At 70.5% G+C, this 18621-nt stretch carries 15 protein-coding genes; 3 read left to right on the forward strand and 12 right to left on the reverse strand.

Annotation, left to right across the window (positions count from 1 at the left end; translation table 11 throughout):
* Nucleotides 1–20: 20 nt before the first annotated feature.
* The 6 genes from trxA to dnaK are packed head-to-tail and all read right to left on the reverse strand — an operon-like array spanning nt 21 to nt 6893.
* Nucleotides 21–461 (reverse strand): thioredoxin, encoded by a 441-nt coding sequence (gene trxA, locus ABD973_RS02800; RefSeq protein WP_125823381.1) that lies wholly within the window; start codon nt 459–461, stop codon nt 21–23.
* On the reverse strand, nt 458–3097 hold the full coding sequence (gene clpB / locus ABD973_RS02805; RefSeq protein ID WP_345498203.1) for an ATP-dependent chaperone ClpB: 2640 nt from the start codon (nt 3095–3097) through the stop codon (nt 458–460). The genes trxA and clpB overlap by 4 nt, the downstream gene beginning before the upstream one ends.
* On the reverse strand, nt 3088–3495 hold the full coding sequence (locus tag ABD973_RS02810; RefSeq protein ID WP_345498205.1) for a chaperone modulator CbpM: 408 nt from the start codon (nt 3493–3495) through the stop codon (nt 3088–3090). The genes clpB and ABD973_RS02810 overlap by 10 nt, the downstream gene beginning before the upstream one ends.
* Entirely contained in the window at nt 3492–4445 is a 954-nt protein-coding gene (locus ABD973_RS02815; RefSeq protein ID WP_125823378.1) for a DnaJ C-terminal domain-containing protein, read from the reverse strand. The genes ABD973_RS02810 and ABD973_RS02815 overlap by 4 nt, the downstream gene beginning before the upstream one ends.
* Nucleotides 4446–4451: 6 nt before the next feature.
* Entirely contained in the window at nt 4452–4985 is a 534-nt protein-coding gene (locus ABD973_RS02820) for a nucleotide exchange factor GrpE (protein ID WP_125823377.1), read from the reverse strand.
* Nucleotides 4986–4994: 9 nt separating this feature from the next.
* Nucleotides 4995–6893, reverse strand: a complete 1899-nt coding sequence (gene dnaK / locus ABD973_RS02825) for a molecular chaperone DnaK (protein WP_125823376.1) — start codon at nt 6891–6893, stop codon at nt 4995–4997.
* A 270-nt stretch (nt 6894–7163) separates the two neighbouring features.
* On the opposite strand from dnaK, the gene ABD973_RS02830 reads away from it, so the two are divergent.
* A complete protein-coding gene (locus ABD973_RS02830; RefSeq protein WP_345498211.1) occupies nt 7164–8939 on the forward strand; it encodes a helix-turn-helix domain-containing protein in 1776 nt (591 codons plus the stop codon).
* A gap of 484 nt (nt 8940–9423) precedes the next feature.
* On the forward strand, nt 9424–11298 hold the full coding sequence (locus ABD973_RS02835; protein ID WP_345504439.1) for an ATP-binding cassette domain-containing protein: 1875 nt from the start codon (nt 9424–9426) through the stop codon (nt 11296–11298).
* An 850-nt stretch (nt 11299–12148) separates the two neighbouring features.
* On the opposite strand, the gene ABD973_RS02840 is transcribed toward ABD973_RS02835, so the two are convergent.
* The 3 genes from ABD973_RS02840 to ABD973_RS02850 all read right to left on the reverse strand — a co-directional run bounded on the left by ABD973_RS02840 (nt 12149) and on the right by ABD973_RS02850 (nt 14434).
* Nucleotides 12149–12505, reverse strand: coding sequence for a hypothetical protein (locus ABD973_RS02840; RefSeq protein ID WP_241253455.1), 357 nt, complete (start codon nt 12503–12505; stop codon nt 12149–12151).
* Between the two features lie 37 nt (nt 12506–12542).
* On the reverse strand, nt 12543–13541 hold the full coding sequence (locus ABD973_RS02845; RefSeq protein WP_125823373.1) for a hypothetical protein: 999 nt from the start codon (nt 13539–13541) through the stop codon (nt 12543–12545).
* A 320-nt stretch (nt 13542–13861) separates the two neighbouring features.
* Nucleotides 13862–14434, reverse strand: coding sequence for a GIY-YIG nuclease family protein (locus ABD973_RS02850; protein WP_125823372.1), 573 nt, complete (start codon nt 14432–14434; stop codon nt 13862–13864).
* Between the two features lie 323 nt (nt 14435–14757).
* Here ABD973_RS02850 and ABD973_RS02855 point away from each other — a divergent pair, with 323 nt between their 5' ends.
* Nucleotides 14758–15990 (forward strand): NUDIX domain-containing protein, encoded by a 1233-nt coding sequence (locus ABD973_RS02855; protein WP_345498214.1) that lies wholly within the window; start codon nt 14758–14760, stop codon nt 15988–15990.
* Nucleotides 15991–16038: 48 nt separating this feature from the next.
* Here ABD973_RS02855 and ABD973_RS02860 read toward each other — a convergent pair whose 3' ends face one another.
* The 3 genes from ABD973_RS02860 to ABD973_RS02870 are packed head-to-tail and all read right to left on the reverse strand — an operon-like array spanning nt 16039 to nt 18527.
* A complete protein-coding gene (locus tag ABD973_RS02860) occupies nt 16039–17196 on the reverse strand; it encodes an oxygenase MpaB family protein (RefSeq protein ID WP_125823370.1) in 1158 nt (385 codons plus the stop codon).
* Between the two features lie 15 nt (nt 17197–17211).
* Complete coding sequence (locus ABD973_RS02865) at nt 17212–18252, reverse strand: polyprenyl synthetase family protein (protein WP_345498216.1); 1041 nt, start codon at nt 18250–18252, stop codon at nt 17212–17214.
* Nucleotides 18249–18527, reverse strand: a complete 279-nt coding sequence (locus ABD973_RS02870; RefSeq protein ID WP_125823368.1) for a polyprenyl synthetase — start codon at nt 18525–18527, stop codon at nt 18249–18251. Before ABD973_RS02870 ends, ABD973_RS02865 begins: the two co-directional genes overlap by 4 nt.
* Nucleotides 18528–18621: the final 94 nt, after the last annotated feature.

The following is an 18621-nucleotide window of genomic DNA, read 5'->3' on the forward strand; positions in this document are numbered from 1 at the left end:
CCTTCCGTGATCGCGGCGGTTCACCGGTCCGCCATCGCCCGCTCGACCCACGCGCGCAGGACGTGTGCGGGTGCCGCGCCGGCCTGCCGGGCGATCTGCTCGCCCTGGTCCAGGACGAGGAGGGTCGGAACGGCCTGCACTTCGAACCGGCGGCTGAGCCGTGGGTTCTTGTCGACGTCGACCTTGACGAGCTTGATCCGTCCGGCGAGGTCGCGGGCGACCTGTTCGAGGGCGGGGCTGACCATGCGGCAGGGGCCGCACCAGGTGGCCCAGAGGTCGACGACCACGGGCACGGAGGCGCGCTCGGCGACCTCGGCGAAGTCGTCGTCGCCGGCGTCCACGAGCCAGGGCAGGGGCTGCTTGCAGTGGCCGCACCTGGGCCGTCCCTCGGCGGCCACGGGAATCCGGTTGCCGCGCCCGCAGTGGGGGCAGGTGGCCGTCGTCGTCCGGGTGGTGTTCACGCCGCCATCGCCTCCCGGACCTCCTCCTGCTGGTCGTAGGTGACCACCAGCTCTCCGTGCTCGGCGTCGACGCGCACGGTCGCACCGTCCTGGACGTCTCCGCGCAGCAGGGCGCGCCCGACGAGCGTCTCGACCTCGTGGGAGATGTAGCGCCGCAGCGGCCGCGCCCCGTAGACCGGGTCGTAGCCCTGGTGGGCGATCAGCTCCCGTGCGGCGTCGGTCAGTTCGACGGTGATGCGGCGCTCGGCGAGCCGCCGGCGCAGTTCGTCGAACTGCAGCTCCACGATCCGCTCGATCTGCCGCTCGCCGAGCGGCTTGAACAGCACGATGTCGTCGACGCGGTTGAGGAACTCCGGGCGGAAGTGTCCGCGCAGCTCGCCCATCACCCGGGCGCGGGCGTCGGGCTTGATCTCGCCCTCGGCGGTGGCGCCGTCGAGGAGGTGCTCGGAGCCGATGTTGGACGTCATGATGATCACGGTGTTGCGGAAGTCGACGGTGCGGCCCTGGGCATCGGTGATGCGGCCGTCGTCGAGGATCTGGAGCAGCGTGTTGAAGACGTCGGTGTGCGCCTTCTCGATCTCGTCGAACAGCACGACCGAGTACGGCTTGCGGCGTACGGCCTCGGTGAGCTGGCCGCCCTCCTCGTAGCCGACGTATCCGGGCGGTGCGCCCATGAGCCGGCTGACGGTGTGCCGCTCCTGGTACTCGCTCATGTCCAGCCGGACCATGTTCTCCTCGGAGTCGAACAGGGCCCGGGCGAGGGTCTTGGCCAGCTCGGTCTTCCCGACGCCGGTGGGGCCGAGGAAGATGAACGAGCCGATGGGGCGGCGCGGGTCGCGGATGCCGGAGCGGGCGCGGATGATGGCGTCGGCGACGAGCCTGGCGGCTTCGTCCTGGCCGATGACGCGCTCGCGCAGGATCTCGTCGAGGCGGAGCAGTTTCTCGCGTTCGCCCTCCTGGAGGCGGGCGACGGGGACGCCGGTCCAGGCGGCGACGATCTCGGCGATCTCCTCCTCGGTGACGACCTCGCGCAGCAGCCGGTTCTGCCCTTGTTTGGCGGCCAGTTGCTCCTCCTCCGCGGCGAGTCGGCGCTCCAGTTCGCGCAGGCGGCCGTAGCGGAGTTCGGCGGCGCGGTTGAGGTCGTAGGCGCGTTCGGCCTCCTCCGCCTCGTGGCGGACCTGCTCCAGTTCCTGGCGCAGTTCCTGCACGCGGCGGATCGCCTGCCTCTCGGCCTCCCACTGGGCGTGCTGGGAGTCGGCTTCGGCGCGCAGGTCCGCCAGTTCCCTGCGCAGCTCTTGCAGGCGGGCTTCACTGGCGGGATCGGTCTCCTTCGAGAGGGCGGCGTCCTCGATCTCCAGGCGAGTGACGCGCCGGGTGATCTCGTCGAGTTCGGCGGGCATGGAGTCGATCTCGGTACGCAGCCGGGCGCACGCCTCGTCCACCAGGTCGATGGCCTTGTCCGGCAGGAACCGGTCGGTGATGTAGCGGTGGCTGAGGGTGGCCGCGGAGACCAGCGCGGTGTCCTGGATCTTCACTCCGTGGAAGACCTCCAGGCGTTCGCGCAGTCCCCGCAGGATGGAGATGGTGTCCTCCACGCTCGGCTCGTCGACCACCACCTGCTGGAAGCGGCGTTCGAGGGCGGCGTCCTTCTCGATGTGCTTGCGGAACTCGTCGAGGGTGGTGGCGCCGATCATGTGGAGTTCTCCGCGCGCGAGCATCGGCTTGAGCATGTTGCCCGCGTCCATGGCTCCCTCGGCGGCACCCGCGCCCACGACGGTGTGCAGTTCGTCGACGAAGAGCAGGATGCGCCCCTGGGCGGCCTTGACCTCGCTGAGCACGGCCTTGAGCCGTTCCTCGAACTCACCGCGGTACTTGGCCCCGGCGACCAGGGAACCCATGTCAAGGGCGAACACGATCTTGTCGCGGAGTCCTTCGGGCACGTCGCCGCGGACGATGCGCTGGGCGAGGCCCTCGACGATGGCCGTCTTGCCGACGCCCGGGTCGCCGATGAGGACCGGGTTGTTCTTGGACTTGCGGCTGAGGATCTGGGTGACGCGGCGGATCTCGGCGTCCCGGCCGATGACCGGGTCGAGCCTGCCGGTCCGGGCCTCCACGACCAGGTCGCGGCCGTACTTCTCCAGGGCCTCGTAGGCGACTTCGGGGTTGGCGGAGGTGACGCGCTGGTTGCCGCGGACCTGGGTGAGCGCGCTCAGGAACGAGTCCCTGGTGATGCCGGCCTCTTTGAGCAGGCGCCCGGCCTTGGTCGACGGGCCCTCCTCGGCCAGGGCGAGCAGGAGGTGCTCCACGGACACGTACTCGTCCTTGAGGCGTTTGGCCTCCCGTTCGGCGGCGTCGAGCAGGCGGGCGAGGCGCTGGGTGACGAAGACCTGGCCGGGTGCGGCGCCGGGGCCGGTGACCTTGGGACGACGGGAGAGTTCCTCGCGCACGGCCGTACGCAGTGCCTCCGGCTCGGTGCCGGCCTGTCGCAGCAACCTCGGGATCAGGCCGTCCTCCTGATCGAGGAGTGCGAGCAGCAGGTGTTCCCCGTCGACCTCGGTCTGCCCCATGCCGACGGCGGCGGTCTGGGCTTGCTGGAGGGCTTCCTGGGACTTCTGGGTGAGACGGTTCATGTCCATGGGGGGTTTTCACTCCTCGTGCCGCGCCCTCGCAGGGCGGCTTCGAGCAGGCTGATGCGATCGAGCAGGTCGAGCACCAGGCCGATCGAGGCGTAGTTGAGGCAGAGTCCGGAGCGCAGCCGCTGGATGCGGGCGAGCACGGCCGGGGCCGTGGGGTCGAACACCAGGTGTCCCGCGGCGTCGCGGTCGGCGTCGATCAGTCCCAGGGCGACGAACCGGAGGATCAGGTCGGGGTGGAGGCCCGAGAGACGGGCCACGGCGTCCAGGGAGAGTCTGCGGACGGGGACGAGTGCGTACCGGACGGCCGTCGAGGCGGTGATGTCGGCGCCCGTTCGTACCGGACGGTCGCCCCAGCCGGCCCGGCCGGTAGGCGCCGCTCCCGAGGGTCGGTCGTTCATCGTGTCCTCCGGGGGTCGAAGGAGGAGGCGGCGGCGAGCTCCTCGAACAGTTCGCGCTCCCGGTCGCCGAGGGTGGGCGGCACCATGACGCGGAGTTCGGCGTACAGGTCGCCGTCGGCGCCGCGCGGGTTGGGCATGCCCTCGCCGCGCAGCCGCAGTCGCCGGCCGCTGGACGAGCCCGCCGGCACCGTGACCTTGGCCGTGCCGCCGCCGGGGGTGGGCACGGGCACGGTCGCGCCCAGGGCCGCCTCCCAGGGGGTGACGGGTACCTGGACGTGGACGTCGCGGCCGTCCAGCCGGAACTGCGGGTGGGGCTGGATGCGGACCCGCAGGTACAGGTCGCCGCCGGGGGCGTTCCCGCTTCCCCGGCCGCCCTCCCCCGCCAGCCGGATGCGCTGTCCGTCGGTGACGCCCGGCGGCACGTCGACCTCGTACCGGCGCGGCTGCCCGGTGGGCCCGGCGAGGGTGACGGCGCGACGGCCGCCCCGGAACGCCTCCTCCACGGTGAGCGGCAGCTCGGCCTCCTGGTCGGCTCCGGGTACGCCGCCGCGGGCGGCGCCCGCTCCGAAGAACGAACCGAACAGGTCCTCGATGTCGATGTCCTCCGCCGCGAAGTCGTCTCCGAAGCCGGTGGCGTACCGGCCCCGGGGGCCGCCCGCGCCCGCGGTCCTGCGGGTGCGGAAGCCGCCGCCCGCGCCGGCCGCGACCCGTTCGTCGTAGTCTTCGGGGATCTTGCGGAAGTCCTCCCCGAAGCGGTCGTAGCGGGCCCGGGTCTTCGGGTCCGACAGGACGCTGTACGCCTCGTTGAGGCCTTTGAAGCGTTCCTCCGCCCCCGGGTCCTTGTTGACGTCGGGGTGGTACTTGCGGGCGAGCCTGCGGTACGCCTGCTGGATCTCGTCCTGGCCGGCGGTGCGCGACACGCCCAGCACCTCGTAGAAGTCCTGTGCCATCGCCGGTCACTCCCGCTTCGCGACGGTCACGGCGGCGGGCCTGAGCTGCCGGTCGCCGTCCCCGTAGCCCGGGCGCAGCACGTCGACGACCGTGCCCGGCGAGGCGTCGGGGTCCTGGACGACGCCGATCACCTCGTGCCGGGCCGGGTCGAAGGCGATGCCGGTCTCCGCGTGCCGGGGGTAGCCGAGCAGTTCGAGGACGTTCACCGCCTGGTCGCGGACCGCCTGGACGCCCTCCACGATGGCACCGGGATCGGCGCCGGCATGGGTCAGGGCGAGTTCGAGGTTGTCCAGGACGGGCAGGAAGGCGGCGGCCGTCCGGGAACGTTCGGCCTGCCGCTCCCGCTCCAGTTCCCTGACGTGGCGCTTGCGCAGGTTGTCGAGGTCGGCGAGCGCGCGCCGCCAGCGGTCCTCCAGTTCCCTGAGCTCGGCGGTGTACTCGTCCTCGGGCGGTGCGGGGCCGCCGGCGGCCGCCCCGGGGCCGGGGTGCCCGTCCGTGGCGGGCCCGGTCGGGTCGGGTTCCTCGGGGTGGATGGGCATGGCGGTTCCTCAGGTCCTGTCGAACTCGGCGTCGATGACGTCGTCGTCAGCGGCACTGCCACTCGTGGGACCGCCGGCGGTGGTGTCCTGCCCGGGGCCGCTCGTGTCGGCGGGGCCCTGGTGGGCCGCCAGTCCCGCGAGCAGTTGCTGGAGTTCGGAGGTGAGGGGCCGCACGCGCTCGGCGTCCGCCTCTTCCTTGACCGCCGCCCGGGCGTCGGACACGAGCATCTCGGCGCGTGCCCTCTCGTGCGCGGGCGCCTTGTCGCCCAGTTCCGCGAGGCGCTTCTCGACCTGGTAGGCGACCGCGTCGAGCTCGTTGCGGGCGTCGACGGCCTTGCGGAGCGCCTGGTCCTGGCCCTGGTTCCGCTCGGCCTCCTGGACCATGCGTTCGACCTCGCTCCGGTCCAGGTTGGAGCTCTCGCTGATGGTGATGCCCTGCTCCTTGCCGGTGTCCTTGTCGCGGGCCGTGACGTTGAGGATCCCGTTGGCGTCGATGTCGAAGGTGACCTCGATCTGTGCTTCGCCCCGCGGCGCCGGCCGGATGTCGGTGAGCTGGAACCGCCCCAGCACCCGGTTGTCGGCGGCCAGCTCGCGCTCGCCCTGGAGGACGACGATGTCCACGGCGGGCTGGTTGTCCTCGGCGGTGGAGAAGGTCTCGGACCGGCGGACGGGGATGGTGGTGTTCCGCTCGATGATCTTCGTCATCACACCGCCGCGCGTCTCGACACCCAGCGACAGGGGGGTCACGTCGAGCAGCAGGACGTCCTTGACCTCGCCCTTGAGCACCCCGGCCTGGATCGCGGCACCCAGGGCCACGACCTCGTCGGGGTTGACGCTCATGTTGGGCTGCTTGCCGCCGGTCAGCCGGCGGACGAGGGCCTGGACGGCGGGGATGCGCGTGGAGCCGCCGACGAGGATGACCTCGTCGATGTCGCTCTCACCGACCTTGGCGTCGGTCATGGCCTGCTGGACCGGCCCGAGGCACCGCTCCACCAGGTCGCCGGTGATCTGTTCGAAGGTGGACCGCATGATCGAGTCGGTGAGGTGCTTGGGGCCACCGGCGTCGGCGGTGATGAACGGCAGGCTGACCTGCGTCTGCGTCACCGAACTCAGCTCGGTCTTGGCCTTCTCCGCCGCCTCGAACAGGCGTTGCAGCGCCTGCGGGTCCTTGCGGAGGTCGATGCCGTTCTCCTTCTGGAAGTCGTCCGCGAGGTGATCCACCAGGCGCCGGTCGAAGTCGTCGCCGCCCAGGTGGCTGTCACCGGCGGTGGAGCGCACCTCCACCACGCCGTCGCCGACGTCGAGGACGCTCACGTCGAAGGTCCCGCCGCCCAGGTCGAAGACGAGGACGGTCTCGTGCTGCTGCTTGTCCATGCCGTACGCGAGGGCCGCGGCCGTCGGCTCGTTGATGATCCGCAGCACCTCGAGTCCGGCTATCCGGCCGGCGTCCTTGGTGGCGGTGCGCTGGGCGTCGTTGAAGTAGGCGGGCACCGTGATGACCGCCTCCGTGACCCGCTCCCCCAGCTGTTTGGAGGCGTCCTCGGTGAGTTTGCGCAGCACCTGGGCGCTGATCTCCTCCGGCGCGTACAGCTTGTCGCGCACCTTGAAGCGGGCCGCCCCGCCGTCGCCCTCGACGACGTCGTACGCGACCGCCCTGGCCTCGTCGGAGATCTCGTCGAAGTGCCGGCCGATGAACCGCTTGGCCGAGTAGATGGTGCCCTTGGGGTTGAGGATCGCCTGGCGCCGGGCCATCTGGCCCACCAGACGCTCACCGGTGTCGGTGAAGGCCACGACGGACGGTGTCGTGCGGTTGCCCTCGCTGTTGGGCACCACGGACGGCTCGCCGCCCTCCCACACGGCGATCACCGAGTTCGTGGTACCCAGGTCGATACCCACTGCCTTGGCCATGAGAGATCTCCTCTTGGTGCGGCGGTCCCGCATCTCCGCCGCTGCCGATGCCGCTGCCGATGCCCTTGCCCGCGGAGGCTTTCCGGACCCTCTCCAGGGTCGCCAGCCGGGTGGCTCCGCGCCTGCTCCTGACGAGTCAGAAGTGCACGCGCCCGGTAGCCCCGCGGGTAGGAGAGGGGAAAATCGAACATCTCGGGTGAGCCGCCCCCGAATGGGTAGACGGGGCAGACGATCGCCTCCCCGGAGACACGGGGAGAACGGAGTCAGCTCATGACCCGCAGCCGGACGCACCACGTCTACTCCGGCCCGGAGGGCGGCCCTGCGCCGGGCCCCTACGCCCCGAGCCCGGTCGATCATGCCCTCCACCAGCTGGAATCGCTTTCCCGCGCCCTGTTCGAGGCCTCGAACGAAGGCGAGATCCTGCGCCTGGCCATGCACCACGTAGCCGCCGCCGGGCCGTACCGCGCCGAGGCCGGATACCTCGAGGTGGACGGTCACCTGGCCCCCAGCCCCGGGAACGGTCGGCCGCATGCCGCAGCCGTGGACCGCAGGGTGCGGGAGCTGGAGGGACAGGACGGCCCTGTGACCGTGCCCGGCACTCCCTGGGGCCGGGCGCTGGGGCTGCGCGGGCTGGAGGGGCTCCACGGCTACCTCGTGGTGACGTCCCCGGCCCGCCCCACCTGGGCCCAGCAGGCCCTGCTCACCACGCTCGTCCGGCACACCGCCGCCGCCCTGTCCGTGGCCTTCGCGCGGCGCCGCGGACGCGAGGACGCGCGGGAACTCTGCCAGGTCAGAGAGGAGCGCACCGCCCTTCAGCAGCAGCTGATCTCCGTGGCGGCCGAGCTGGGGTACCAGCGGGCCGTTCACGCGCTCATGGCCGACATCGCCGCCTCCGGCGGCGGTGCGGAGGCCGCGACGCGCGCACTGCACGAGCTCACCGGACTTCCGGCGCTGGTCGAAGACCGCTTCGGCCGCCTGACGTCCTGGTCGGGTCCCGGCCGCCCCGAGCCCTACCCGGAACCGGATCCCGTGCGCCAGAACGACATGCTGCGGACCGCCGCCCGGGAGTTCGGGCCCGTACGGATAAGGGACCGGCTGATCGCCCTGGTCCGCCCGCACGGGGAGATCCTGGGCATGCTGGCACTGGTCGACGCCTCGGACGAGGCCGACGAGCACACCGTGTTCGCGCTCGAACACGCCGCCGCGGCCCTCGCCCTGGCCCTGGCGCACCTGCGCAGCCTGGCCGAAGTGGAGCTGAGGCTGCACCGCGAGCTGGTCGACGACCTCCTGGCGGGGACGGACGCCGCGAGCGCCTACGCCCGGTCCGAGGCCGTCGGACACGACCTGCACCGCAGCCACTACGTCCTCGTCGTGGAGTGGTCGAACCGGCCCGCGGACGATGCGTTCGCCCAGACCGTGGGCCGGGCCGCCTCCGCCGTCGGCATGCGCTCGCTGCTGACCCAGCGCTCCGACCACATCGTCCTGGTCGCCGACGACAGGCCGCACGCTCGCGCACTGCACGAGGCGCTCGCCCGGGAGACCGGAACGCGGTCCGGCACGATCGGGGTGAGCGCCCCTTCCGACTCCGTGCCCGACATCCCCCACCGCTACCGGGAAGCGCAGCGCGCCCTGGAAGTGCGCCTCAACTCTCGCGAGCGGTACGGCACGACCTTCTTCGACGAACTCGGCCTGTACCGCATCCTGGGACCCGGCGCCGGCCGCCGGGAACTGGAGACGTTCGTCCACGAATGGCTCGGGCGGCTCATCGACTACGACTCCCGCCATCACGCGGCCATGGTGGAGACCCTCTCCCGCTACTTCGACTGCGGCGGCAACTACGACGAGACCGCCGCGTCCCTCGCGATCCACCGCAGCACGCTGCGCTACCGGCTTCAGCGCATCCGCGAGATCAGCGGCAACGACCTCTCGAACGTCGAGGACCGGCTCAACCTCCAGGTGGCGACCCGGGTGTGGAAGATCGTGCTGGGCGGAGGCGAACCGGGCGGACCCGGCCCTCAAGGCCGCTCGGCGGCCCCTCTCGGATAGCAACGCCCGGGCCCGTGGCCCGCACCAAGGCCCGCAATCCCCCGGCGGAGTGACAGGAACCTGTTCGAGCGAGTTTCAACGCGGCCCCCGCAGGCCCGCCAAGCCCGCCGGGCCACATCAGAACATCAGTTCACCATCCGCTCCGGATCCGGCCGTGACGGCACCCGATCGAGAGCCGTTCCTAGAGCACCAGTACCAGCCGTGCGCCCATCCGGAGGACCCCGTTGCATCCCGCGTCGAACCCACCCGACACTGCCGCCGCAATCGAACATCCCCGGCCTGCCGCGTGCTCACGCCCGACCTGTGCGTTCCGCGTTGACGCCGTGTCCTCCCCCGGGAGGGCCGCGTGAGCAAGGATTCGACGAACGGATCCGACTCCGCGGGGGTGTCGGAGTCCGAGCGGCTCCTCTTCGGCGGTGAGCTCGCCTACGACATCGGCTGGGACCAGCACGAGGGCGCCTGGCTGGGGCTCGGGCTCTGGACGATGGCGCGGCAGCTCCCCCGGCTGGCGGGGACCGGCCTGCGGCTCGCCCACCTCGCCGACGCACGGGCCCTGCGCGTGGTCCTGGCCTCGGAGGCCGGGCGGGGCATCGCGCAGGCGGTCGGCCTTGTCGCGGTCAACAGCGTGCTCGGCCACGTCCTCGCGGCGGGCAGCACCAACGAGCGCCTCGTTCAGGCGCTGCCCGCGCTCACGGTCGTGTCCGTCACGGCGTTCCTCGGATCCCTCTTGCGCTCGGCCTCCACGGCGGCCACCGGGGCCCTGGAGCCGAAGGTGCAGCGCGTCGCCACCGAGCAGTACCTCGGCCTGGTGCACCGCACGGAGCTGTCGGCGATCGAGGACGACGAGTTCCACCGGCTGCTGGACGCGGCCCGCTACGGAGCCGACTCGGCCCAGCGGATGATCCGGTACTGCACCAACACCCTCAACTCCGCGGTGTCGCTGATCGCAGCGGCCGGCGTGCTCACCGTCCTGCACCCCCTGCTGCTGCCGCTCCTGGTCCTCATGACCCTGCCGAGTGCGTGGAGTTCGCTGATGATCTCCCGCCAGCGGTACATCTCCTTCCACGCCTTCGTCCAGCACGCCCGCGCCGGGCACCTGCTCGGCCAGCTGCTGACCCAGAAGGAAGCGGCGGCCGAGGTCCGCGTCCACGGCGTCGGCCCCTTCCTGCTCGGGCATTTCCGCACCATGGCCGAGACCAGCGAACGCGAACAGACCCGGCTGGCCCGCCGTGCCGCCCGCATCGGGCTCGCCGCCGACGGCGCCGGCGGCCTCGCCACCCTGCTCACCTACGGAGCGCTCGGGCTGCTGCTGTGGGGCGGGGCCATGGATCTCGCGGTCGCCGGCACGGCCGTGCTCGCCATCCGCAGCGGCGCCGGCAGCCTGGACACGCTCGTGCTGCAGATCACCGAACTCCACCAGGAGAGCCTGTTCGTCGCCGACTTCGAGCGGCTGTGCCGGGAGGCGACGACCCGGGCCATCCCCAGCGGCGGGCAGGCCCTTCCGGAACGGCTGCGGGAGGTCCGGTTCGAGAAGGTCACCTTCACGTACCCCGGCAGCGGCGGTGGCGGCGAACCGGAACCCACGCTGCGCGAGGTGAGCCTCTCGTTCCCGACGGGGAAGATCATCGCGCTGGTGGGCGAGAACGGCTCCGGCAAGTCCACCCTGGTCAGGCTCCTCGCCGGCCTCTACCTTCCGGACGAGGGCAGCGGCACGATCTGGTGGGACGACGTCGACGCCCGCACCGCCGACCGCGACCAGGTCTTCGGCCGCGTCGCGCTGATGTCGCAGGACTTCTACCACTGGCCCTTCACCTACCGGGTCAACGTCGGTATCGGCCAGCCCGGTCAGGCCATCGACGACCGGGCGGTCGAGGAGGCATCCGCCTTCTCCGGCGCCGACCAGGTCCTCGCCGACCTGCCCCGCGGCCTCGGCACGCTGCTGGCCCGCGGCTACCGCGGCGGGCACCAGATCTCGGGCGGTCAGTGGCAGCGCATCGGCATCGCGCGGGCGAAGTACCGGCAGGCCGAGATCCTGATCGTGGACGAGCCCACCAGCGCCCTGGACGCGGTCGCGGAGCAGCGGGTCTTCGACCAGATCAGGGCGCTGGCCGCGACCACCGGGCAGACGATCGTGCTCATCACCCACCGCCTGCACTCCGTACGCCACGCCGACCTCATCCACGTCCTGAAGGACGGCCGGGTCGCCGAGTCGGGCACCTTCGAGGAACTCATGGACCCGGCCACGGGTACGGGGGACTTCCGCGACGCCTACCGCCTCCAGGCCTCGGCCTTCGACGCCACGCTCCCCACCCAGCCGACCGGCGACCACGACACCTTGCGCACCCAGGACCACGCATGACCGTCGCCGCCCACGAACAGGCCGGCGGGGTGAACGTCCGCCCGGCCCGGTTCCCGAAGGCCCCTGTGCCTGGGCCACCCACAACCGTACGGCTGTCTCGGTGAGATCAAAGTCCTTGCCGACCTCGGCTCAACTCCACGATCTCCGCCTTGAAGTCCGGCGTGAACTGCCGCCGCGGCCTCCGCGGCTTCCTGTTCGCCATGCTCACCATCATGGACATCCCTTCCCGGGCACGCGCCCAGATCTGCGGATGTCCGCCAAACCGGAACAACCTCAGACCTCCTCCCCCAGGTTGAACCACGCCGCAACAGGGGTGAGTACCGCCAGCACGCACTGCGCACGCTACGGCCTGGGACCCGGACGGCCCCGGCACGGCTGTACATCCTCTCCCACGCCGTCGGCGGCGCGGTGAAGATCGGGATCTGGGCTGCAGACTCGCGAGAACCACATTGCACGCTTCCAGGACCGCGGGTGGACGCAATCTTCCAACGCGAGTCCCCGACAGGCGCGGACGCCTACCGCGTTGAGCGAGCGTGATCCGCCGGCATAAGGCTGAGGGTCACCCCGCGTTCCTCAGCAACGCGCAGACGCCGATGGGCGGCTACAAGGAGACGTCTGATGCGACATTTGTGTCCGTTGAGCGGCTACTCGCGCTGGTGCAGACCGAGCAGTAGCGGCGCGCGACGTTAGGCTGCGGAGCGAGTCGCCCCGGCCGATGCGAGACAGCGTGTCACCGTTACGAGATGTTCGGGTAGTAGCCCGTCGCGCAGATCCGGCTGGACCTCCAGTCCCCACCCATTCCTGGCGTGTCGGGACGCCGACCATGTCGCGGAACGCGTGGTTTCAGGCCCTAAAATTCGATCACTGCCCTCGGGTCTGACCAGACTGAGCGAAGTTCGACGATGTCGTGCAGCGGAGAGTGCTTCATTACCTCGACGATCCCGGCGACACAAGCCTGCACGGTGTCCGGGTCGCTGTCCTCGATCGCCCTGTCGAGTCGAGCGAAGAAGCTTCGGTGCAGTTCGCGACGCTCGCTGAAAACGCGGTCCAGGTAGTCCCGCAGGCCTTCGCTCGCGGCGTTGATTCTGGCGACCTCCTTGTCCCGGTCCGCGGCAATCCGGGCGCGCTCCGTCAGGCTGGCATCAATGCCTTTGGCGACGTCGATGATTGCCATGAGGTACTTGGCGGCATCCGCGGTGGTGGCCACACGGCCGACCGTTTCGACGACGGTACTTACGCGGGCGTCAGGCATTCGTGGACTCCGGGTTGTAGTCGCGGTACTTGACCACGAGGAATTCGCCGCTCGGGTCGAGCGTCAGATCTGGATTCATCACAGGTGCTTCGGCGAGTTCGACGACGCCCTTCACCAGCTGAAGCGCCGTATGGAGCCGATGCGCATGGTCATCGCTATCGAGGTCGAACCCGCCCGGCGCCTGCTCAGTCTCTTCCAGTCGGTCGAGTGCGTCGCTGGCCCGCCGAATCATTCCAGCCAGCACGGCGAGCAACTCGCCGATTCGGCTGTCTACGCCTTGAAGGAGCACCGTACCCCGGTGGTAAGTGGCGACGGCCTTCTTGACATCTGCGTCGAACTTCGCGACTGCCCTGTCCTCGTCGGACTTCTGCTTGATCAGCAACCCGACGGTCAACGCGACCGCCGGTACCACCGTGATGGTGTTGAGGCGACGAACTCCTGCTGCGATACCCCCGCCCCCCGCAGCCTGCGCGCCGCCTCCGATGGCAGCCAAGGTGGCATTCCTCTTGGCTGCGCCGCTCAGCGTGTTGATCGCAGCACCGGTAGACGCGGTGGCGACCTTCGCGACAGTTGCATAGGCGGCACCGCTCAGTCCGATTCCAGCGGCCGCGGAAGCGATGCCCCTCATCGCGGTCGCGGTCCCGCTGGGACCGGAGATTTCGGGCGACGTATCGATTTGGCAGGCCGCGGGCGCCTCTCCGCCCTCAATGACTTGGCGCCCACGCATCCGGAGCTGCCGCTCGTTGCGTTCAGCAAAGGCCCGCAGTCGAGGCGTCACCGCTTCGAGAGCGGACTGTTGCCGAACTCCCAACCCTCGCAGTTGCCCAATGGTGGAGTCGGCGATGTCTCGGTGCTTCGCGTGCTGGGCATCGTGGTGAGCCTGAAGGTCTGCGATCTTCTTCTTTGCCCGGTCCGCGAGAACCTTGTTTCCGATCACGCTGACGGCCGACGTGCCAACGGCGACGGCCACGGGGATCAGCGGGAACCGCATAGTTGCCTCCGGATGACGTACGGAGCCACGAGCCCCAGGGCGCTCACGCGCGCCGCCTGATGGGTAACCAAAAAAGTTGAGGACACGTCCACTTGCCCTTGTCGGAAATCGTGATCGTCGTCAAGAAGGTTGGAATCCTCAGGTGAGGGAGCGTAGCGGGTCGTACCGGTCTGTCTGACCGAGGGTAGTGGTCACCGCGAGCCTCCACGCAGTCCAAGGCCGTACTGGCGGGTGATCCATGCGATCTGGTGCCTGCCGGCCCGTAAGCACTGCCTCCCTCGATACCATCCGCACCGAACTCAGGTCCGCCAATCATTCCGTCACGCCTCTCGCCAGGCTCTTGCTTCCTCTGCCATCGCTGCGCGAGCCGCCTTGACTCTGCGGTCACCCAGGCTTCCCGTCTTCGCCAAGTTGAGGGGTGGCCGTAGCGCATTGAGTACAGCAGTCTCCGCCTCATCGAGGATCACACCGTCAGGCCTTACCCACACTGAGAGCCGCAGCCTGACGTGCATCCATTCCGTCAGCCGCGCATCGCCGCCGCTCTCCAAAGAGAAGTTGGCGCTGCCGTCAGGCCGAGCGAGGTTGCGGGGCACCGCTCGCAGCTCCAGTGGTTCCCGCAGGAGCGCCGCGAGCGTCCGTCGCAGGGTGGAGGAGCCAGTCTTGCCCGTTGCGAAGTGCGTATGCAGGTCACGTCCTACCAAGCTGCGCTCTGCCTTGCCCACGTAGAGGGGATGGCCAACCGCACCTGCTGCGAGTTCCCCGACCGCCAACAGGTCACCATGGACCGCATAGAGACCTGCCTCGTTCGGCACCACCCTAAGGGCTTCCTTTGCCGTGTGACGCGGGCCGTCGGCCAAGGCAGCGAGAGCGGCGTGCACGATGGCTTCGTCCATGGCGACAACCCTAGGGGTTGGTTACGACAGATCAGCGGCTCTGAGCCACGTGACCCCCTGCATGACCGCGCACGGCGTGGCCCCGCAATCGCGCCCTGCGCCTTACGCCGCGGGCAGCCGGCCACAGACGGGTTCCAAGCTAGGGTCGTTGGCGTCACTCGACCGCCGGCTGACGGGCAGTGGGTCGGGCCGCCAGCAGCGCTCGCGCCAGATGGCAGGACGGCAAAATCTCGCGCTTCGGCTGAGACACCATCCACCGTCGATGCCGAAGCACGGCGGTGGTGCGCGGCAGGTCGGTTGATGAGACAGGAGGTCCCTGAGACATGCGAACTGTTACTAACGGCGGGCACGTCGAGGCAGCAGATCGCTCGCTGCTGGAGACAGCGCTGCGCGAGGTCCACGAGGAGGCCGGCATCCCTCCCGGCGCCCTGTGCGCCACCGCCGCCTACGGTCACCTGCCCATCGACATCGACGTCTTCGACATCGACGCCAACCCGGCGAAGCGCGAAGGCGCACACCAGCACTGGGACTTCCGCTTCGTCTTCCATCTGGTGGACAGGGACGTCAAGGTCACGGCGCAGCCTGAGGAGGTCTCGGCCCCCCAGTGGGTCGCCTTCGACAGGGTCACGGCCCCGCAGCTGCGGGCGAAGCTCTCCGCGTCCAGGCTCGACGGCCGCATCGAGCCGGCCAACGCCTCGGCGCTGATCCACGACGGGCACGGCCGCTACCTGCTGCACCTGCGCGATGACATCCCCGGCATCTGGGCGCCCGGGGCCTGGGCGCTGCTCGGCGGAGGCCGCGAGCCGGGCGACACCTCGCTCGAAGACACCGTCCGCCGCGAACTGCGCGAGGAAGCCGGACTCGAGCCGGGCGTCGTGGAGCCGTTCGCCGTCGAGCTCGCCACCGGCACCGACGGCCTGACGGTGCCGGTGCAGGTGTTCACCGCCCGGTGGAACGGCGACCCCGCCCGCCTGCCCCTCACCGAGGGCGTGATGCTGGCCTGGTTCCGCCCCGACGCCATGGAGCGCCTGAGACTGAGCCCCTCCACCTTGGACCTCGTACGCCGGCACGCCCACCACACGGCCCGCAGCGGGCCGGACGGGCCGAAGGCGGGCAGCACAGGCGTCCCGCACATCGTCGGCGTCCACCTCTACCTGGAACGCGACGGCCAGGTGCTGCTCGGCCTGCGCCACCCCGGCTCCGCGTACGCCGGCGGCACCCACCACTTCCTCGCCGGGCACTGCGAGCAGGAGTCCGCCGTGGCCTGCCTGGTCCGCGAGGCGCAGGAAGAGGCCGGACTACTCATCGACCCGGACGATGTCGAACTCGCGCACGTGGTGCACATGGTGGACAAGGCCGGGGACCAGCCTCGAATCGGGTTCGTCTTCCGCGCCCGGCAGTGGACCGGGACACCCCAGGTCCGGGAGCCGGACCGGTGCGTCTCCTGGGACTGGTGGCCCGCCGACGCCCTTCCGGAGCCGATCGTCCCCTACACCCGCGCGGCGATCGAAGGCATCCGAGCCGGTCGCCCCTACACCGAGCTCGGCTGGACCTGACCGCTCGCGCTTCCCGCCCTGCACGGGCGGCCGTCGTGTGCCGTTGGGTCATACGGTCGCCGGGGGCGGGGTCCATCGGGCCTTCGGGGGGACGGCGGTGCTGACGCCGTAGTCGGCTTTGAGTTGTTCGGGGATGGCGTAGTGCATCACCCGTCCCCGGGTGAGCGAGGACAGTTCGAGGACGCTGGTCAGGTAGCCGAGGCGGTCCAGGGCCCACGCGGCCAGGGGGGAGCGGTCCTCTAGGGTTTCCAGTACGCCCAGCAGGGCGGGGGCGGCCTTGACGAGGGTGTCCCAGGAGGTGCGGGGCACCTGCAGCCAGTCGGCGCAGGTGTCGCCGATCAGGTAGCGGATGAGGGCGGAGACGACGGGGTCGAAGAGGGTGCCCGGCACTACCTCCTCGTAGAGGTCGATGAGCTGGCGGGTGAGGTGGGCTCCTTCCTCGCTCGGACCCATGTGGCGCGTCATGTACAGGTCGGAGAAGGCGCGGGCCTCCTGGAGCGTCTGCGGGGCGTGGGCCTGGTCCACGCCGAGGAAGGCGCCGACCACGCGCCACGCGTAGTAGTAGGCGTCGGCCCCTTCGTTGCTCATGTGGATGCCGAGGCGGTGCAGGGCGTCGAGGACCTGGATGGAGAACATCATCTGGCCGCCGATCATGTCCTCCTGGCAGATCGGCGTACCCAGGGTTCCGGTGTCCCAGCGGTCCTCGCGGGCCAGGTGGTGGCGGATGGAGGCGTGCAGCAGGCGGACCTTCTGGGCGGCGGGGATGAAGCGGCTGCCGGCTTCGAAGGCGTCGGGCCGCATGAGGTAGACGGTGAACTGGCCGGTCTCGGCCATCCGCTTGGACGGGTACTTCAGGGAGTGCGTGGCGGAGAGGAGTTTCGCGACGTGGGGAAGGACGTAGCAGGCGGGCATCGAGGCGAACGACAGCGCGGTGGAGATGTGCACGTTGTTGTCCGTGAAGAAGAGCCGGGCCTTCTCCATCTCGGACCAGTCGACCCAGTCCGGCGCGCGGCTGGTGGCGTGCAGGTACTCGCGGGCGACGTCGGGCAGCCCGTCGGGGAGTTCCTGGCCGACGGTGGAGAAGTAGCGCATGAGGGTGTTGAACTTGGCCACCTCGCCGCGCTCGAACAGGGTCGTCACGGTCGCGTCGGCGAGTTCGTCGCCCTGGGTGCGCAGGGCGTCCAGGGACGCCGGTGTGTACGTCATCGTGGTGTCTTCCGGTCAGTGGGTGCGGACGGTGGCGTCGGCGGCCAGGACGGTGAGCGCACGGCGGGCCTCGCCGGTCAGGTCGGCGTCGGCCAGTGCGTCGTGGGCCTCGCGCTGCCGGGCGGTGATCATGTGCTCGACGCGGGTGACGGCTCCGGTGCCGCGAACGATGTCCCGCACCCGTTGGACCTGCTGGTCGGTGAGGCCTTCCCGGCCGAGCAGGTCCTGGAGCTCTTCCCGTTCGGCGGGAGTGGCGGAGGCGAGTGCGTGGGCCATCAGGACGGTGGGGCGGTTGCCGCTCACATCGTCGGCCGGATCCTTGCCGGTCCTCGCGGGATCTCCGAACAGACCCAGCAGGTCGTCGCGGAGTTGGAACGCCTCACCCAGCGGGAGGCCGTAGTCGCTGTAGGCACGCAGGAGCCGGGGTGGGGCGCCGGCGAGGAGGCCGCCGATCTGCAGGGGGTGTTCGACGGTGTACTTGGCGGTCTTGTACCGGATCACCTTCACCGACGCCTCCGGATCGGGGGCGCGCCCGGTGCTCATGATCTCCAGGCACTCCCCGGCTATCAGTTCGCGGGCCAGGACCGTCCACAACGGCCTGGCCCGGTTGAGGAACGCGCCCGGTACGCCCGAGTCGGTGAACAGCTGTCCGGCCATCGCCATCAGCAGGTCGCCCACCAGCATGGCCAGGGCCCGGGCTGAGGCGTCCGCACCGTCGGCGGAGGACTGGTGCAGGGCCGTGTGGACGGTCGGGCGGCCGTGCCGGGTGCTGCTGCCGTCGATCAGGTCGTCGTGGACGACCGCGGCGGCGTGGACCAGTTCGATCGCGGCGGCAGCCCGTACCAGCGCGTCACTGTCGGGCTGGCCGGCGCCGCGCCAGCCCCAGTAGCAGAACGCCGCCCGCAGCCGTTTGCCATGGCGCGTCGCGGTATGGAGCTGATCACCGACCGGCCCGAGGGCGGCGTCGATGTCGGCCAGCGCCTCCGCCTCGGCGGTGACGAAGGCGGCGAGGACCTGATCGACCCGGCTTTTCAGCGGGGTGTGCTGGTCGGTCACGGGATGTTCGGCTGGGAGCGTGCCGCGACCGTGCGGGCGAGGACCTCCATGTGGGACGGCGCCGTTCCGGCATGCCGGTCGAGGAACAGCCTGCCCCGGGCCTTGGTGTCCTCGTGGCCGTCGGCCAGAAGATCGCCGATGTCCGTACGGCGCAGCAGGCTTCCCGCGGTGCCGACGGCGCTGCCCAGTCCGCTGAGGGCGAGGTCGGCCAGGCCGGCCAGCAGCGCCACCGCCTCCTCGACCGGGTTCGCCGTGCGGTCGCCGTGGTGTGCCACAGGTGGTCTCCTTCGGTGGTGGTGCGGCACGCCGGCTGGTGCGCGGCCGATGGGGGTGGAGGTACGCCCACTCTGGTCCGCCCTGTCGGCACAC

The sequence above is a fragment of the Streptomyces racemochromogenes genome, assembly GCF_039535215.1.
In the GTDB taxonomy this organism is placed as follows: domain Bacteria; phylum Actinomycetota; class Actinomycetes; order Streptomycetales; family Streptomycetaceae; genus Streptomyces; species Streptomyces racemochromogenes.

What these genes read in the sequence shown, in the direction of transcription:
- ABD973_RS02860 (WP_125823370.1), bottom strand. Translation starts at nt 17,196, where the DNA reads ATGACGTACACACCGGCGTCCCTGGACGCCCTGCGCACCCAGGGCGAC.
- ABD973_RS02835 (WP_345504439.1), top strand. Translation starts at nt 9,424, where the DNA reads ATGGCGCGGCAGCTCCCCCGGCTGGCGGGGACCGGCCTGCGGCTCGCC.
- ABD973_RS02820 (WP_125823377.1), bottom strand. Translation starts at nt 4,985, where the DNA reads ATGCCCATCCACCCCGAGGAACCCGACCCGACCGGGCCCGCCACGGAC.
- clpB (WP_345498203.1), bottom strand. Translation starts at nt 3,097, where the DNA reads ATGGACATGAACCGTCTCACCCAGAAGTCCCAGGAAGCCCTCCAGCAA.
- dnaK (WP_125823376.1), bottom strand. Translation starts at nt 6,893, where the DNA reads ATGGCCAAGGCAGTGGGTATCGACCTGGGTACCACGAACTCGGTGATC.
- ABD973_RS02855 (WP_345498214.1), top strand. Translation starts at nt 14,758, where the DNA reads ATGCGAACTGTTACTAACGGCGGGCACGTCGAGGCAGCAGATCGCTCG.
- ABD973_RS02850 (WP_125823372.1), bottom strand. Translation starts at nt 14,434, where the DNA reads ATGGACGAAGCCATCGTGCACGCCGCTCTCGCTGCCTTGGCCGACGGC.
- ABD973_RS02830 (WP_345498211.1), top strand. Translation starts at nt 7,164, where the DNA reads ATGACCCGCAGCCGGACGCACCACGTCTACTCCGGCCCGGAGGGCGGC.
- ABD973_RS02810 (WP_345498205.1), bottom strand. Translation starts at nt 3,495, where the DNA reads ATGAACGACCGACCCTCGGGAGCGGCGCCTACCGGCCGGGCCGGCTGG.
- ABD973_RS02845 (WP_125823373.1), bottom strand. Translation starts at nt 13,541, where the DNA reads ATGCGGTTCCCGCTGATCCCCGTGGCCGTCGCCGTTGGCACGTCGGCC.
- ABD973_RS02815 (WP_125823378.1), bottom strand. Translation starts at nt 4,445, where the DNA reads ATGGCACAGGACTTCTACGAGGTGCTGGGCGTGTCGCGCACCGCCGGC.